The 16,104-nt window shown below is 56.6% G+C and carries 15 protein-coding genes; 9 read left to right on the plus strand and 6 right to left on the minus strand.

Translation table 11 applies throughout. From position 1 onward, the window contains the following. Positions 1-239: 239 nt before the first annotated feature. On the minus strand, positions 240-1,322 hold the full coding sequence (gene lptG / locus PYR66_20885; GenBank protein ID WEF27706.1) for an LPS export ABC transporter permease LptG: 1,083 nt from the start codon (positions 1,320-1,322) through the stop codon (positions 240-242). Beyond that, positions 1,322-2,419 (minus strand): LPS export ABC transporter permease LptF, encoded by a 1,098-nt coding sequence (gene lptF / locus PYR66_20890; GenBank protein ID WEF27707.1) that lies wholly within the window; start codon positions 2,417-2,419, stop codon positions 1,322-1,324. Before lptF ends, lptG begins: the two co-directional genes overlap by 1 nt. 390 nt (positions 2,420-2,809) lie before the next feature. Here lptF and pepA point away from each other — a divergent pair, with 390 nt between their 5' ends. From pepA to PYR66_20910, 4 genes are all read left to right on the plus strand, one after another. Next, positions 2,810-4,321: a leucyl aminopeptidase gene (gene pepA / locus PYR66_20895; protein ID WEF27708.1), complete on the plus strand. Its 1,512-nt coding sequence runs from the start codon at positions 2,810-2,812 to the stop codon at positions 4,319-4,321. Between the two features lie 112 nt (positions 4,322-4,433). After that, positions 4,434-4,877 (plus strand): DNA polymerase III subunit chi, encoded by a 444-nt coding sequence (holC, locus tag PYR66_20900; GenBank protein WEF27709.1) that lies wholly within the window; start codon positions 4,434-4,436, stop codon positions 4,875-4,877. After that, positions 4,877-7,732 carry a valine--tRNA ligase gene (locus PYR66_20905; protein WEF27710.1) on the plus strand — a complete coding sequence of 952 codons (2,856 nt, stop codon included), beginning with the start codon at positions 4,877-4,879 and terminating at the stop codon, positions 7,730-7,732. Before holC ends, PYR66_20905 begins: the two co-directional genes overlap by 1 nt. 121 nt (positions 7,733-7,853) lie before the next feature. Then, positions 7,854-8,357 (plus strand): GNAT family N-acetyltransferase, encoded by a 504-nt coding sequence (locus tag PYR66_20910; protein WEF27711.1) that lies wholly within the window; start codon positions 7,854-7,856, stop codon positions 8,355-8,357. A 69-nt stretch (positions 8,358-8,426) separates the two neighbouring features. Here the strand turns inward: PYR66_20910 and miaE are convergent, their stop codons facing one another. Both miaE and rraB read right to left on the minus strand, forming a co-directional pair. Then, entirely contained in the window at positions 8,427-9,191 is a 765-nt protein-coding gene (gene miaE, locus PYR66_20915) for a tRNA isopentenyl-2-thiomethyl-A-37 hydroxylase MiaE (protein WEF27712.1), read from the minus strand. Positions 9,192-9,259: 68 nt separating this feature from the next. Further along, the gene (gene rraB, locus PYR66_20920) at positions 9,260-9,685 is read right to left on the minus strand and encodes a ribonuclease E inhibitor RraB (protein WEF27713.1); all 426 of its coding nucleotides are present in this window, start codon (positions 9,683-9,685) and stop codon (positions 9,260-9,262) included. A gap of 163 nt (positions 9,686-9,848) precedes the next feature. Here rraB and argF point away from each other — a divergent pair, with 163 nt between their 5' ends. Beyond that, complete coding sequence (gene argF / locus PYR66_20925; GenBank protein WEF30514.1) at positions 9,849-10,856, plus strand: ornithine carbamoyltransferase; 1,008 nt, start codon at positions 9,849-9,851, stop codon at positions 10,854-10,856. A gap of 56 nt (positions 10,857-10,912) precedes the next feature. Here argF and PYR66_20930 read toward each other — a convergent pair whose 3' ends face one another. After that, positions 10,913-11,365: a YhcH/YjgK/YiaL family protein gene (locus PYR66_20930; GenBank protein WEF27714.1), complete on the minus strand. Its 453-nt coding sequence runs from the start codon at positions 11,363-11,365 to the stop codon at positions 10,913-10,915. Between the two features lie 193 nt (positions 11,366-11,558). Here PYR66_20930 and PYR66_20935 point away from each other — a divergent pair, with 193 nt between their 5' ends. From PYR66_20935 to ridA, 4 genes are all read left to right on the plus strand, one after another. Further along, positions 11,559-11,666, plus strand: a complete 108-nt coding sequence (locus PYR66_20935; GenBank protein ID WEF27715.1) for a pyrBI operon leader peptide — start codon at positions 11,559-11,561, stop codon at positions 11,664-11,666. A 36-nt stretch (positions 11,667-11,702) separates the two neighbouring features. Beyond that, on the plus strand, positions 11,703-12,638 hold the full coding sequence (gene pyrB / locus PYR66_20940) for an aspartate carbamoyltransferase (GenBank protein ID WEF27716.1): 936 nt from the start codon (positions 11,703-11,705) through the stop codon (positions 12,636-12,638). 13 nt (positions 12,639-12,651) lie between these two features. Next, positions 12,652-13,113 carry an aspartate carbamoyltransferase regulatory subunit gene (gene pyrI / locus PYR66_20945; GenBank protein WEF27717.1) on the plus strand — a complete coding sequence of 154 codons (462 nt, stop codon included), beginning with the start codon at positions 12,652-12,654 and terminating at the stop codon, positions 13,111-13,113. A 73-nt stretch (positions 13,114-13,186) separates the two neighbouring features. Beyond that, a complete protein-coding gene (gene ridA / locus PYR66_20950) occupies positions 13,187-13,573 on the plus strand; it encodes a 2-iminobutanoate/2-iminopropanoate deaminase (protein WEF27718.1) in 387 nt (128 codons plus the stop codon). 59 nt (positions 13,574-13,632) lie between these two features. On the opposite strand, the gene PYR66_20955 is transcribed toward ridA, so the two are convergent. Continuing rightward, positions 13,633-16,026: a family 20 glycosylhydrolase gene (locus tag PYR66_20955; protein WEF27719.1), complete on the minus strand. Its 2,394-nt coding sequence runs from the start codon at positions 16,024-16,026 to the stop codon at positions 13,633-13,635. Between the last annotated feature and the right edge of the window lie 78 nt (positions 16,027-16,104).

The raw sequence follows: 16,104 nt of genomic DNA on the forward strand, positions 1-16,104 counted from the left end.
GCGAGCGGGGAAATCCCCGGGTGGCGGCTGACGCCTTACCCGGGCTACCGGACGGCGCAGAACCGTAGCCCTGCTAAGCGTAGCGCGAGCAGGGAAACTCCCGGGTGGCGGCTGAACCCGGGCTACCGGACATCGCAGAACCGTAGCCCTGCTAAGCGCAGCGCGAGCAGGGAAATCCAATAAAACGGCAGACACAAAAAACCCGGCGTTGCTTGCGCTTGGCCGGGTCATCAGTATCACTACGCTTTTCTCATCATCAGCCAAAGGCTTATCAGGAAGAAACTTGCGCTTGGCAGCAACGCGCCGATTATCGGCGGTATGCCGTACACCAGCGTCAGCGGGCCAAAGATCTGGTCAAGAACGTAGAAGATAAAACCGAAGCTAATCCCGGTGATCACCCTCACGCCCATCGGCACGCTACGCAGCGGGCCAAAAATGAACGACAGTGCCATCAGCATCATCACCGCCACCGACAGCGGCTGGAAGATTTTGCTCCACATATTGAGCTGGTAACGGCCCGGATCCTGGCCGCTGGACTTCAGGTAGGTCACGTAGTTATGCAGGCCGCTGATTGACAGCGCATCCGGATCCAGCGCAACCACCCCGAGTTTGTCCGGCGTCAGCTTGGTCTTCCAGGTCCCGCTTACCATCTGCGTTCCGGTAACCTGCTTCGGGTCGGTCAGGTTGGATTCATCCACCTGGGACAAACGCCAGACCTTAGTGTCATTATCAAATTTAGCGGAAGCCGCATAGCGTACCGACTGCAAACGACGATTATCGTTGAACTGATAGATGCTCACGCCGCCCAGTTCATCATTGCCCTTCACGCGTTCAATATAGACAAAATTATGCCCGTCTTTCGCCCACAGCCCCTGCTGGGTCGACAGCAGCGAACCACCGTACATTTGCTGCGCACGATAGTTACGCGCCATCTGTTCGCCCTGCGGCGCAACCCATTCGCCTATCGCCATCGTCAGCAATACCAGCGGGATCGCGGTTTTCATCACCGCCAGCGCCACCTGCAGCCGGGTGAAACCAGAAGCTTGCATGACTACCAACTCACTGCGCTGCGCTAACATCCCCAGCCCCAGCAACGCGCCAAGCAACGCCGCCATTGGGAAGAAGATTTGTACATCTTTCGGCACGCTGAGGATGGTATAGAGCCCGGCGCCCAGGGCGTCATAGCTGCCCTGCCCAGCTCTTTTCAGCTGGTCGACAAATTTAATGATACCGGAGAGCGATACCAGCATGAACAGCGTCATCATGATGGTGTTGAAAATCGTTTTACCGATATAGCGGTCAAGTACGCCAAACGCCAGCATTACACCGCTCCTTTATTAAAACGGGCACGGAAACGACGCATCGGCACCGTATCCCACAGGTTAAGCAGCACGGCCAGCCCGAAGTAGAGCAGGTTCACGCCCCACATCCAGATAGCCGGGTCCATTTTGCCTTTGTCTGCGTTCGACTTGATCGACGTTTGCAGCAGGAAGAACACCAGGTACAGCAGCATCGCCGGCAGCATGGACAGCACGCGGCCCTGACGCGGGTTCACCACGCTCAGCGGGACAACCATGAGCGCCATCATGAACACCGCCGCCACCAACGTGAAGCGCCAGTGCAGCTCGGCGCGCGCGCGTCCAGTATCGGTATGCCACAGAGTGCGCATATTCATTTGTTCAGTGTCGCTGGGGTCTGAGGCAACCGCCTGATGGCCAATAATCGCCTGATAGTTTTTGAAGTCGGTAATACGGAAATCACGTAGCATCGCCGTGCCTTCAAAGCGCGTGCCCTGAGTCATCGTGACTACCTGGGAACCGTCTTTTTTCTGTGACAGTTCGCCGGAGTCCGCCACCACCACCGAAGGGCGAGCGTTGCCTTTCGGCCGCAGTTGCGCCAGGAACACATCCTGGAAGCGGTTGCCGCTCACGCTTTCGATGAACATCACCGCGCTACCGTCGCTGGCCTGCTGGAACTGGCCCTGAGCCAGCGCCGCCATGCCGGGGTTGGCTTTGGCTTCCGCCAGCACTTCATCCTGATGACGAGACGACCACGGCCCCGCCCACATCACGTTAACGGCGGCGACTGCGCCGGTAAACAGCGCGAGGATCATCGCCGCTTTAATCAGTACGGCTTTGCTCAAGCCGCAGGCGTGCATGACCGTGATTTCACTTTCGGTATACAGTTTGCCCAGCGTCATCAACAACCCGAGGAATAGACTCAGGGGAAGGATAAGCTGCGCCATTTCCGGTACGCCCAGCCCTAACAGCGAGAGCACCAAATTTGTCGGGATATCGCCATCTACCGCGGCGCCGAGGATCCTGACTAGTTTCTGACAGAAGAAAATCAGCAGCAGGATGAATAGGATCGCCAACTGGCTTTTCAGCGTCTCACGAACCAGATATCTTATGATTATCACTATAAATACGCCCGTAAAAACCCGTCTTATTGCAGGAAAATTGCTTGTTTCATGGCTTAAACGTCATTTATTCTCTTTGGTCGTCGAAAACATCGCTAAGATTAAATGACTCATCGGTTCTGCGTATCAGGATCTTTTCTGACGAACCAAGGCCGTAATAACGTTAAGATTAACACGAAGTCACCGCAACAGCGGACATGAGTTACGAAAGCTTGCAATTATATACTCAATGGATTTCGAGTTGTAGGAAGGCGGCAGGACTGTGAAGCCCCGGAGCGGCATTAGCCAGCGTCAGGGGTAAGCAGGCGTAGCCAACGCATCTGCAACTGGAAAGGCGACGAGTATAGCCGTAGCCACCACTGTTGTCTTTAAGATTCAGGAGCATAGTGCATGGAGTTCAGTGTAAAAAGCGGTAGCCCGGAGAAGCAGCGGAGTGCCTGTATCGTGGTCGGCGTCTTCGAACCACGTCGCCTCTCCCCCATCGCCGAACAACTCGATAAAATCAGCGACGGTTATATCAGCGCCCTGCTGCGTCGCGGCGAGCTCGAAGGCAAACCTGGCCAGACGTTGTTACTGCACCATGTGCCGAACATTCTGTCTGAGCGCATTCTGCTTATCGGCTGCGGCAAAGAGCGCGAGCTGGATGAACGTCAGTATAAACAAGTTATTCAGAAAACCATTAATACTCTGAATGACACCGGTTCGATGGAAGCCGTCTGCTTCCTGACCGAACTGCACGTCAAGGGCCGCAACAACTACTGGAAAGTACGCCAAGCCGTTGAAACCGCCAAAGAGACGCTGTACAGCTTCGACCAGTTGAAGACCAACAAAAGCGAGCCGCGTCGCCCGCTGCGTAAGATGGTCTTTAACGTGCCGACCCGTCGCGAGCTCACCAGCGGCGAACGCGCCATTCAACATGGCCTGGCGATTGCCGCCGGCATCAAAGCGGCGAAAGATCTAGGCAATATGCCGCCAAATATCTGTAACGCCGCTTACCTGGCATCCCAGGCGCGTCAGTTGGCTGACACCTACAGCAAGAACGTCATCACCCGAGTGATCGGCGAACAGCAGATGCGCGAGCTGGGAATGAACTCCTATCTCGCCGTCGGCAACGGTTCGCAGAACGAATCGCTGATGTCGGTCATCGAGTATAAAGGCAACCCGTCTGAGGACGCGCGCCCTATCGTGCTGGTCGGTAAAGGCCTGACCTTCGACTCCGGCGGCATCTCCATCAAGCCTGCCGAAGGTATGGACGAGATGAAGTACGACATGTGCGGCGCGGCGGCGGTATACGGCGTGATGCGAATGGTTGCCGAGCTGCAGCTGCCGCTGAACGTGATTGGCGTGCTGGCGGGCTGTGAAAACATGCCTGGCGGCCGCGCCTATCGCCCGGGCGACGTCCTGACCACCATGTCCGGACAGACGGTTGAAGTGCTGAACACCGATGCCGAAGGTCGTCTGGTGCTGTGCGATGTGCTGACCTACGTTGAGCGCTTCGAGCCGGAAGCGGTTATCGATGTCGCGACGCTGACCGGCGCCTGCGTGATTGCCCTCGGCCATCACATCACCGGCCTGATGTCGAATCATAATCCGCTGGCTCACGAGCTGATCGGCGCTTCCGAACTGGCGGGCGACCGCGCGTGGCGTCTGCCGCTGGCCGACGAGTTCCAGGATCAACTGGAGTCCAACTTTGCGGATATGGCGAACATCGGCGGCCGCCCTGGCGGCGCGATTACCGCTGGCTGCTTCCTGTCGCGCTTCACCCGCAAGTACAACTGGGCGCACCTCGACATCGCCGGTACCGCATGGCGTTCTGGTAAAGCCAAAGGCGCGACCGGTCGTCCGGTTGCCCTGCTGTCGCAGTTCCTGCTCAATCGTGCGGGTTTTAACGGCGAAGAGTAAGGCATAACCCCTCACCCTAACCCTCTCCCCACAGGGGAGAGGGGACTGGCCTTCCCCGTGTTCGGGGAGGGGGTCAGGGGGCGATTTAAATTCACAACAAGAAGCCCCATATATGAAGAATGCAACGTTCTACCTTCTGGACAATGACACCACCGCCGAAGGCCTCAGCGCCGTCGAACAGCTGGTGTGTGACATTGCCGCAGAACGTTGGCGCAACGGCAAGCGTGTACTGATCGCCTGTGAAGATGAGCAGCAGGCGATTCGCCTCGACGAGGCACTGTGGACGCGGCCGCCGGAAAGCTTTGTGCCGCATAATCTGGCGGGTGAAGGCCCGAGAGGCGGCGCGCCGGTAGAGATTGCCTGGCCGCAAAAACGCAACAGCAGCCCGCGGGATATTCTCATCAGCCTGCGGCTAAACTTTGCAGATTTTGCCACCGCTTTCACAGAAGTGATAGACTTTGTCCCTTACGAAGATTCTCTGAAACAACTGGCGCGCGAACGCTATAAAGCGTACCGCATGGCTGGTTTCAACCTGAACACGGCAACCTGGAAATAATGGAAAAGACATACAACCCACAAGATATCGAACAGCCGCTTTACGAGCACTGGGAAAAGCAGGGCTATTTCAAACCGAATGGTGATGAAAGCCAGGAGAGCTTCTGCATCATGATCCCGCCGCCGAACGTCACCGGCAGTTTGCATATGGGTCATGCCTTCCAGCAAACCATCATGGATACCATGATTCGCTACCAGCGCATGCAGGGTAAAAACACCCTGTGGCAGGCGGGTACCGACCACGCGGGTATCGCTACCCAGATGGTGGTTGAGCGTAAGATTGCCGCGGAAGAAGGTAAAACTCGCCACGACTACGGTCGCGACGCCTTCATCGACAAAATCTGGCAGTGGAAAGCGGAATCCGGCGGTACCATTACCCGTCAGATGCGCCGCCTCGGCAACTCCGTAGACTGGGAGCGCGAGCGCTTCACTATGGATGAAGGCCTGTCCAACGCCGTGAAAGAAGTCTTCGTCCGTCTGTACAAAGAAGACCTGATTTACCGTGGCAAGCGCCTGGTAAACTGGGATCCGAAACTGCGCACCGCCATTTCCGACCTCGAAGTGGAAAACCGCGAATCGAAAGGTTCCATGTGGCACATCCGCTACCCGCTGGCCGATGGTGCGAAAACCGCAGACGGTAAAGATTACCTGGTGGTGGCGACCACCCGTCCGGAAACCATTCTGGGCGATACTGGCGTGGCCGTGAACCCGGAAGATCCGCGCTATAAAGATCTGATCGGTAAATTCGTGATGCTGCCGCTGGTTGACCGCCGTATTCCGATCGTCGGCGACGAACACGCCGATATGGAAAAAGGCACCGGCTGCGTGAAGATCACCCCGGCGCACGACTTTAACGACTATGAAGTCGGTCGTCGTCACGCCCTGCCAATGATCAACATTCTGACCTTTGATGGCGACATCCGCGAAACCGCGGAAGTGTATGATACCAAAGGCGAAGAGTCTGACGTTTACTCCAACACTATCCCGGCTGAATTCCAGAAGCTGGAACGCTTTGCCGCGCGTAAAGCGATCGTCGCTGCCATCGATGCGCTGGGCCTGCTGGAAGAAATCAAACCGCACGATCTGACCGTTCCTTACGGCGACCGTGGCGGCGTGGTTATCGAACCGATGCTGACCGACCAGTGGTACGTCCGTGCTGACGTACTGGCGAAACCGGCGGTAGAAGCGGTTGAGAACGGCGACATTCAGTTCGTACCGAAGCAGTACGAAAACATGTACTTCTCCTGGATGCGCGATATTCAGGACTGGTGTATCTCCCGTCAGCTGTGGTGGGGTCACCGTATCCCGGCATGGTATGACAACGACGGCAACGTCTACGTTGGCCGTACCGAAGACGAAGTGCGTCAGGAAAACAACCTCGGCGCCGACGTTGCACTGCGTCAGGACGAAGACGTTCTCGACACCTGGTTCTCCTCCGCGCTGTGGACCTTCTCTACCCTCGGCTGGCCGGAAAACACCGACGCGCTGCGTCAGTTCCACCCGACCAGCGTAATGGTTTCCGGCTTCGACATCATCTTCTTCTGGATTGCCCGCATGATCATGATGACCATGCACTTCATCAAAGATGAAAACGGCAAGCCGCAGGTTCCGTTCAAGACCGTCTACATGACCGGTCTGATTCGTGACGACGAAGGCCAGAAGATGTCCAAATCCAAGGGCAACGTAATTGACCCGCTGGATATGGTCGACGGTATCTCCCTGGCAGACCTGCTGGAAAAACGTACCGGCAACATGATGCAGCCGCAGTTGGCTGAGAAGATCGCCAAGCGTACCGAGAAGCAGTTCCCGAACGGCATCGAACCGCACGGCACCGACGCGCTGCGCTTTACCCTGGCGGCGCTGGCCTCTACCGGTCGCGACATCAACTGGGATATGAAGCGTCTGGAAGGCTACCGTAACTTCTGTAACAAGCTGTGGAACGCCAGCCGCTTCGTGCTGATGAACACAGAAGATCAGGATTGCGGCTTCAACGGCGGCGAAATGACCCTGTCTCTGGCGGACCGCTGGATCCTGGCTGAATTCAACCAGACCGTTAAAGCGTACCGCGAAGCGCTGGATAACTTCCGCTTCGATATTGCTGCGGGCATCCTGTACGAGTTCACCTGGAACCAGTTCTGCGACTGGTATCTGGAGCTGACCAAGCCTGTTATGACCGGTGGTTCCGAGTCTGAACTGCGCGGCACCCGTAATACGCTGGTGACCGTGCTGGAAGGCCTGCTGCGCCTGGCGCACCCGATCATTCCATTCATTACCGAAACCATCTGGCAGCGCGTGAAGGTGATTTGTGGCAACACCGCAGATACCATCATGCTGCAGCCGTTCCCGGAATATAACGCGGCTCAGGTAGATGAAGCGGCGGCTTCTGATACCGAATGGCTGAAGCAGGCGATCGTTGCCGTACGTAATATCCGCGCGGAAATGAACATCGCTCCGGGCAAACCGCTTGAACTGCTGCTGCGCGGCTGCAGCAAAGATGCGGAGCGTCGCGTTAACGACAACCGCAGCTTCCTGCTGAACCTGGCGCGTCTGGAAAGCATCACCGTGCTGCCAGCCGATGACAAAGGTCCGGTCTCCGTGACCAAAATCATCGACGGCGCCGAGCTGCTGATCCCGATGGCTGGCCTCATCAACAAAGACGATGAGCTGGCGCGTCTGGCAAAAGAAGTGGCGAAAATCGAAGGTGAGATTGCCCGTATCGAAGGCAAGCTGTCCAACGAAGGTTTCGTTGCTCGCGCGCCGGAAGCGGTTATCGCCAAAGAGCGTGAGAAGCTGGACGGTTACGCAGAAGCGAAAGCCAAGCTGATTGAACAGCAAGCAGTCATCGCCGCGCTGTAATCCTCTCGCCCCTTATCCCATCCGGTAAGGGGCGTTTTTTATGAAAGATCCTCGCTTGCGCTCTCCCCTCCCACAGTGTTATTAACAACAACATCCGTCATATTTTGTAATGAGTCTTCGAATGAATACGAGCGCAACCCTAACGCTATCCCTGCGCCGCATCACGGCGAATGATAATCCGGCGATAGCCAACGTTATCCGCCAGGTGTCCGCAGAATACGGCCTGACCGCCGATAAAGGTTATACGGTAGCCGATCCGAACCTGGATGAACTCTATGAGCTCTATAGCCAGCCGGGGGCCGCCTATTGGGTCGTCGAACAGAATGGCGAAGTGGTCGGCGGCGGCGGCGTGGCTCCGCTCTCATGTAGCGAATCCGATATCTGCGAGCTGCAGAAAATGTATTTTATGACCTCGGCGCGCGGTAAAGGTCTGGCGAAAAAGCTGGCACTGCTGGCAATGGCTCACGCCCGCGAGCAGGGTTTTAAACGCTGCTATCTGGAAACCACCGCGTTTCTTAAAGAAGCGATTGCCCTGTATGAGCATCTGGGCTTTGAGCATATCGACGAACCGCTGGGCTGCACCGGCCACGTCGATTGCGAAGTGCGGATGTTAAAAACGCTGTAGCGCTTTGGTACCGTGGGTGTCCCCGGCGGCGCTGCGCTTACCGGGGCTACGGGGTTTGAGTTCCGCGGGCTACGGCGCCGTCGGTACGCCGCTGTGGAAACGGAACTCGCTCTCCGCTCGGAGAATCAACGCCGCCTCCGCTTCGCCAAGCTGGCGCACGCGATCGCTGATATCCTCACCGGCCATCTTCTGCGCCAAATCCAGGTAATCCTGATAATGGCGCGCCTCAGAGCGCAACAGCGACAGATAAAACTTTTGCAGGTCTTCGTCGAGCCACGGCGCCAGCGCGGCAAAACGCTCACAGGAGCGCGCCTCGATATAGGCGCCGCAAATCAGCTTATCTATCAACATGACCGGTTCGTGTGAACGCACCTCCCGACGCATGCCGCGAGCATAATTACTGGCGGTGATTTTGACGTAAGGGATATCGCGCGCCAGCATAATTTCTCGTACCTGCCAGAAGTGGTGCAACTCCTCTTTGATCAGCAAAATCATGCTGTCGAGCAGTTGATTACCCCACGGGTCGTCAGTCCGCGGCATGGTGCTTTTGTTGATCTGTTTATGCAGGGCGACGAAATCGGGTTCCGGCCCCCGACGATAGGTGAAGTCTTCGTACGGCTTCAGGCACTCAAGCAATTCGTCGGCGCCGTCTTTGTCGGCGACGTAACGACGCACCAGCAGCATGGCGTTCTGCGCCGCTTTCAGCTCGCATACCATGTGGTCGGTCAGCAACAGTGGCAGGTTTTGCGGTTTACGGGCTTCGTCAATCCACGCCTGCGGCGTCCGGCAGTGGAGAAAATCTAAAATCGGGGAGAGTATTTGCGGGTAATCCATTGAAGCTCCAACGGGTATATACGGCGGCAGGCGCCGCCGTATCCGTATACGACTTATCCGTGCACGACTTAGTGGCGTACGCCGGTGTCGTCTTCGTCAATTAAATCTTCGTCATCTTCGCCGTCATCGTCTTCGCCGTTCGGGTCTTCGTAGTAAGTGCCCCAACCGTCATACTCGACGTCGAATTTTTCCGCCAGGTTCATCAGCTGTTCAACCTGGGCGTCGATAAGCTCAGCGTTCAGCGCGCTTTCGCTCAGGATATCGCAGCAAATCACCACCTCGCCTTCTTCTACTTCCAGCTCTTCCGGCTCAGTGACTTCATAACCCATCTTGAAGGCCTCTACCGCCATTTTTTCCAACGTCTCGAAATCGTCGGCAGAGAGATGATGCTCAATGGTATACAGCGCGTCCGGATCGCTGCCGTCTTCGAGCAGCTCTTCGATAATCAGACGCGTTTCCTCACGCTGTTCTTCCAGTAGTTCCGGGTTTGCCATGGCTCGTTCCTCATAATGTGCGGCAGATACTCCTATTGTCACATACCGCCGTGATTGCCTCCACCTTCTGTGTAAAAGATTTCTTACCCGGGGTTGCAAATGAATATTCATACATATAAAGTGAATTTTAATTCAATAGTGGCGTTAGCCAGGTGAGGGAATGATGACCGCGTTATATCAGAAACATTTCTTGAGATTACTTGATTTTACTGCTGCAGAAATTACCGGCCTGGTCGATCTGGCCGCTCAGTTGAAAGCCGATAAGAAAAACGGCATAGAAGCCCAGAAACTTACGGGCAAAAACATCGCGCTCATCTTCGAAAAAGACTCCACTCGTACACGATGCTCTTTCGAAGTTGCCGCATATGACCAGGGCGCGCGCGTGACCTATCTCGGTTCCAGCGGCAGTCAAATCGGCCATAAAGAATCGATGAAAGATACCGCCCGCGTGCTGGGCCGCATGTATGACGGTATTCAGTACCGCGGCTATGGCCAGGAGCTGGTGGAAACCCTGGCGGAATACGCTGGCGTGCCGGTATGGAACGGCCTGACCGATGAGTTTCACCCCACCCAGTTGCTGGCTGACCTGCTGACCATGAAAGAGCATCTGCCGGGCAAAGCGTTTAATGAGATGACGCTGGTCTATGCTGGCGATGCGCGTAATAACATGGGCAATTCAATGCTGGAAGCCGCCGCGCTGACCGGGTTGGATCTGCGCCTTGTCGCGCCGAAAGCCTGCTGGCCGGAAGCCGGGTTAGTGGCTGAATGCAGCGCGCTCGCGAAGCAGCGCGGCGGAAATATTACCCTGACGGAAGATATCGCTGCCGGGGTGAACGGCGCCGATTTCATTTATACCGATGTGTGGGTGTCGATGGGCGAGCCGAAGGAAAAATGGGCAGAGCGTATCGCCCTGCTGCGCGGTTTCCAGGTGAACAAAGCGATGATGCAGTTGACCGGCAACCCGCAGGTAAAATTCCTCCATTGCCTGCCAGCGTTCCACGACGATCAAACCACCCTCGGCAAGCAGATGGCGGCGGAATATGGGCTGCACGGCGGAATGGAAGTCACCGATGAAGTATTTGAATCGCCCGCAAGCATCGTGTTCGATCAGGCGGAAAACCGGATGCACACCATCAAAGCGGTGATGGTGGCGACGCTCGGGAAACCGTGATTGTCCTGCCGTCGATTCCCGGATGGCGCGACGCCTATCCGGGATAGCGGAACGTTTTAATCGATCAATACCTTCACCACCGCTTTGCGCACCTTCGCCGGAGCCCCGACGGCGCAAAGCGGTTTATGCACTTCGCCCGGATAAAACACCACAAAATCCCCCTCGTTGAGGATAACGGTTTTCTCCTGCGCTCCTTCGGCAAGGAAGGCGATGTCTTTGTCCGCCAACCAGTCGGTCTGCGGCTCACCCGCAGGTAAGGTGCTGAAGGTCATCCCTTCCTGGCCGCGCAGCACAATCTGGATATCCAGATAGCGGGCGTGATACTCGGCGCGACGTTCGGCCTGCGGTTCGGTCGTATCTTCAGAAATCAGATAGAACACATGATTGCCGTCGATATCGTGCTTGCCAAGCGGCGTCGCCTCGCTGACGTGGGCTTTAACATGCTCAATAGCCTGACGCAGCGCGTCCGGCAGCCAGGACTGCAGATGATGAATATTGCCAACGATCATAAGACCCCTCAAATATAAAACAGCTTTTCATTTTTGTTTTTATACGCCGCTTAGCGCTGCCATACCATATTTTTATCACGGTTTTTTGCGCTGGCGCAGCCTCAGGAAAGCAAACGTTTTCCTGATTGTGGATTAATCGCTTGATTGCTCATCAAAGCTGCGTATAATGCCAGCCGTTTTGCCGGGAGGAAATATGGCCAATTGCGTACGACATTGCTGTGTCTTACCGCGTCTGAAAGCAGACGCTGGCCTGGCGTTTTTCTTTCCGTTGCTCAATGAATTCTCGAAGCCCCTTATTTAAGGGGCTTTTTTTTTGCTCAGGCGTCAGGAGATAAGCATGGCTAACCCGCTGTATCAAAAACATATCATTTCCATAAACGATCTCAGCCGCGAAGACCTCGAACTGGTGCTGGCGACGGCGGCAAAGCTGAAAGCCAACCCGCAACCCGAGCTACTGAAGCATAAGGTTATCGCCAGCTGTTTCTTTGAAGCCTCGACCCGTACCCGTCTCTCTTTTGAAACGGCGATGCACCGCCTGGGCGCCAGCGTCGTCGGCTTCTCCGACAGCAGCAACACGTCGCTGGGCAAGAAAGGCGAAACCCTGGCCGATACCATTTCGGTCATCAGCACCTACGTCGACGCCATCGTGATGCGCCACCCACAGGAAGGCGCCGCGCGCCTGGCGACCGAGTTCTCCGGCGGCATTCCGGTCCTCAACGCTGGCGACGGTGCCAACCAGCATCCGACGCAAACCCTGCTCGACCTGTTCACGATTCAGGAAACTCAGGGGCGCCTCGAGAATCTCAACGTGGCTATGGTCGGCGATCTGAAATATGGCCGTACCGTACACTCGTTGACCCAGGCGCTGGCGAAATTCAACGGCAACCGTTTCTACTTCATCGCCCCGGACGCGCTGGCGATGCCGCAGTACATTCTCGATATGCTGGACGAAAAAGGCATCGCCTGGAGCCTGCATAGCGCCATCGACGAAGTGATGGAAGAGGTCGATATCCTGTACATGACACGCGTGCAGAAAGAGCGTCTGGATCCATCGGAATACGCCAACGTGAAGGCGCAATTTATCCTGCGCGCCGCCGACCTCGAAGGCGCGCGCGCCAACATGAAGGTGCTACACCCGCTGCCGCGCATTGATGAAATCACCACCGATGTCGATAAAACGCCGCACGCCTGGTACTTCCAGCAGGCCGGCAACGGCATCTTCGCCCGCCAGGCGTTACTGGCACTGGTACTGAATAGCGAGCTGGCACTGTAAGGGGGAATGAGAAATGACACACGACAATAAACTGCAAGTAGAAGCCATTAAACGCGGCACCGTGATCGACCATATCCCGGCACAGGTCGGCTTCAAGCTGTTAACCCTGTTCAAGCTCACCGAAACCGACCAGCGCATTACCATCGGCCTGAACCTGCCATCCGGCGAGATGGGGCGTAAGGACTTGATCAAGATTGAGAATACTTTCCTGACCGACGAGCAAGTCAATCAGCTGGCGCTGTATGCGCCGCAGGCGACGGTTAACCGCATCGACGATTACGAAGTGGTGGGTAAATCCCGCCCGAATCTGCCGGAGCGCATTAACAGCGTGCTGGTCTGCCCGAACAGCAACTGTATCAGCCACGCTGAGCCAGTCTCCTCCAGTTTTGCAGTGAAAAAACGCGCCGATGACATTGCACTCAAATGCAAATACTGTGAAAAAGAGTTTTCCCATTATGTGGTGCTGGCCAATTAATTGCGGTTGGTATTAATAACACGCCTCCCTATAATGGCTACGACCTAATTACTGCAGTTCATCTGGAGATATTATGAGCAAAACTATTGCGACGGAAAATGCACCAGCAGCTATTGGCCCATACGTACAAGGTGTTGATCTGGGTAGCATGATCATCACTTCCGGCCAGATCCCAGTAGACCCAAAAACCGGCAGCGTGTCGGAAGATGTCGCCGCGCAGGCGCGTCAGTCTCTGGACAACGTGAAAGCTATCGTTGAAGCCGCTGGCCTGAAAGTGGGCGATATCGTGAAAACCACCGTTTTCGTGAAAGATCTGAACGATTTCGCCACCGTGAATGCCGCGTATGAAGCCTTCTTCACCGAGCATAACGCCACTTTCCCGGCGCGTTCCTGCGTGGAAGTCGCGCGTCTGCCGAAAGACGTGAAGATTGAGATTGAAGCTATCGCGATCCGTCGCTAATCGCTTCTCTGCCCTCACCCCAGGCGCGCGAGCGGCCTTCTCGGGGTGAGGGAAATGCCCTATTTTATCTTCGTTGCCCGCAGCAATTTCTCCAGCGGATAGACCGCCGCAATCACCAATTCATCCTGCGTTTTCGCCGCCGTATCCAGTTGTGCCTGAATCGAGGCGTACTCTTTATCGTCCAGCGTCCCCTGTCGCGCTACCAGATCGGTCAAGCGCAGACCCAAACTCGCCAGCTTATCGACCTGCTGCGCCACCGGTTTGATCGCCGCCAGCTGATAATTATTGTCGGTCAGCGCCAGCGCATCGCCGCCGTTGTTCTGCCAGCGGGTAAAGACGTGGCGCAGCGCATCGGCGCTCTCGCTATCTTCGGCGTCGCTGATGAGCCGCTCCGCCCAGCGATTCAGGCTGCGCACGGTGTCGCTTTCCGCCGGCAGCGCATCGGCTAACCGGTTAAGCGGTTCAAACTGATGATAATGATCCGCCTGGAATTTCAGGTGCTGGCGGGTGTAGTAATGCGCCGGTTCCAGCGCCTCGGCAAGGATCTGCAGCGCCAGCGTATGGCTGCTGTTCGCCAGACGGGTGAACTGCTCCAGCTGTTGAGTATGCTGCTGCAGGCCGACGGAGACCGTTGACCAACTGTCTATCGCCTGCAGGCGCTGGTACATATTGTCGCTATCTGTGACATCCTGCGCCGACCACAGCCGCTCCGCCACCGCGAAGGCCCGCGGCCACAGCTTGATGTCAATCACCGGCGCAGCGATATTTTCCGCCCACAGCGCCGCCTCGCCGCCGAGCAGATTCTTCTGCTGCTGCGCGTCGGGCACTGTCGGCTGGATGCCCTGTGGTACAGCATCCAGGCGCTTGCCGTCAATCGGATAGCGGGTGTTGCCAAGCAGGAAGTAACCGCCGAGCTTATCGGCGTTGATGGTCAGCACCGGGCGCGTTTCCCCCATCCAGGTATCGACGCTGAACGTCACCTGATCGTCGCTCAACCATTCGATATCCTGCACCGCACGGCGAGATTTACCTTTGAAATCAATAAAGCCTCGCCAACCGCTATCGCCCTTGACCAGCGTAAAGCTGCCCTCAACGGCGCTGCCCTTCAGGCGCGGCATCGAGAACTGCCAGCTCTGGGCGCTGTCGCTATCGGTAATCGTATCCACACCATTGAGCCCCTGCGGGATGACTTCATTGCGATAGTGGTAGGCGGTGTACTGCGGCTGGTCGAGGTAAAAACCGGTGGAGAGAATGCCGCGATAGCCGTTTTTGGCGACCTCGCCTAACGCATCCTGCCCCTGCCAGGACTGAATCAGAATGCTTTTCGGTAAATCAGGGTGGTAGATTTCATCCCAGCCGACCATTTGCCGGTGGTGTTTTTCGAGGAGGGTCTCCAGCCGTCGGTTAAAGTACGCCTGCAGCGCGTGGCTATCCGCCAGTCCTTTCTCTTTGAGGAATTTTTGAATGGCCGGGTTGGCGCGCCATTGGCTGTCATCGACCTCATCGCCGCCGATATGCAGATACGGATCGGGGAAAATCGCCGCCAGTTCGCTGACCATGGCTTCCGCAAACGCGTAGGTCGCTTCCTTCGTCGGGTCGAGCACCGGCTTCAGTACGCCCCAATGGCGTTCCATCGAATAGGGCCCTGGCGCGCTCATGAGCTCCGGATAAGCCACGGCGATCGCCGAGGCGTGGCCCGGCATGTCAATTTCCGGCACCACGCGGATGCCGCGTTCGGCCGCATAGCGCACAATCTCTTTCATCTGCGCCTGGGTGTAAAACAGGCCGTCGCTGGCCTGTTGCTGCAGCTTCGGATAACGGCTGGACGCGAAGCGCCAGCCCTGATCGTCGGTCAAGTGCCAGTGCAGCACGTTCAGTTTCGCCGCCGCCATGCCGTCAATCTGCCGCTTAATAGCCGCCAGCGGCATAAAGTGGCGTGCGGAATCCAACAGCAATCCACGCCATGGGAAACGCGGCGCATCATCAATGGTGACATAAGGGATCGTCGTGCCGTCAGGGCCGTTTTGCACCAGTTGCAGCAGCGTTTCCATGCCGCGCAGCGCACCGAAGCGGGTATTGGCCTTCAGGATCGCGCCATTGGCGTTGACCGTGAGTTGATAACTTTCGTCGCTATCCGGCTGCGGCAGAAAAGGCACCTTTTTGCCGATCATCACGCTGATCGTCGGGTTTTTCGCCGGAGTGAGCTGCGGATGTAATATCCAACCGGTTTGCCGCGCGAGGCGTTCACGCCAGCGGCTAGCGGCATCACCCAGATCATCACCGCTGATATTGAGCGTCAGCTGATTATTCAACGCCAACGCCCCCTGCGCCTGTGGGCGTTCGACATGAGCGGGCCACGGCATCAACGGCAGTTCCCCTGCCGGGGCGGCAAGCGCCATACCGCTGAGTAATATTCCGCTGGTCAGCAGACTGTAACGCACGGTGTTAAGCATCAGTTTTCCTTTTATGACGGGCCAAAAAAAGCAAAACATTTGGTTAACATGCAGGCAAAAGTGCGTCAATACATCGCG

The sequence above is a fragment of the Klebsiella aerogenes genome (assembly GCA_029027985.1).
In the GTDB taxonomy this organism is placed as follows: Bacteria; Pseudomonadota; Gammaproteobacteria; order Enterobacterales; family Enterobacteriaceae; genus Klebsiella; species Klebsiella aerogenes_A.

Coding starts and splice junctions, on each gene's coding strand:
- PYR66_20955 (WEF27719.1), bottom strand. CDS start 16,026: ATGCTTAACACCGTGCGTTACAGTCTGCTGACCAGCGGAATATTACTC.
- miaE (WEF27712.1), bottom strand. CDS start 9,191: ATGGATTACCCGCAAATACTCTCCCCGATTTTAGATTTTCTCCACTGC.
- PYR66_20935 (WEF27715.1), top strand. CDS start 11,559: ATGGCCAATTGCGTACGACATTGCTGTGTCTTACCGCGTCTGAAAGCA.
- PYR66_20930 (WEF27714.1), bottom strand. CDS start 11,365: ATGATCGTTGGCAATATTCATCATCTGCAGTCCTGGCTGCCGGACGCG.
- pepA (WEF27708.1), top strand. CDS start 2,810: ATGGAGTTCAGTGTAAAAAGCGGTAGCCCGGAGAAGCAGCGGAGTGCC.
- PYR66_20910 (WEF27711.1), top strand. CDS start 7,854: ATGAATACGAGCGCAACCCTAACGCTATCCCTGCGCCGCATCACGGCG.
- argF (WEF30514.1), top strand. CDS start 9,849: ATGACCGCGTTATATCAGAAACATTTCTTGAGATTACTTGATTTTACT.
- rraB (WEF27713.1), bottom strand. CDS start 9,685: ATGGCAAACCCGGAACTACTGGAAGAACAGCGTGAGGAAACGCGTCTG.
- pyrB (WEF27716.1), top strand. CDS start 11,703: ATGGCTAACCCGCTGTATCAAAAACATATCATTTCCATAAACGATCTC.
- holC (WEF27709.1), top strand. CDS start 4,434: ATGAAGAATGCAACGTTCTACCTTCTGGACAATGACACCACCGCCGAA.
- PYR66_20905 (WEF27710.1), top strand. CDS start 4,877: ATGGAAAAGACATACAACCCACAAGATATCGAACAGCCGCTTTACGAG.
- ridA (WEF27718.1), top strand. CDS start 13,187: ATGAGCAAAACTATTGCGACGGAAAATGCACCAGCAGCTATTGGCCCA.
- pyrI (WEF27717.1), top strand. CDS start 12,652: ATGACACACGACAATAAACTGCAAGTAGAAGCCATTAAACGCGGCACC.
- lptG (WEF27706.1), bottom strand. CDS start 1,322: ATGCTGGCGTTTGGCGTACTTGACCGCTATATCGGTAAAACGATTTTC.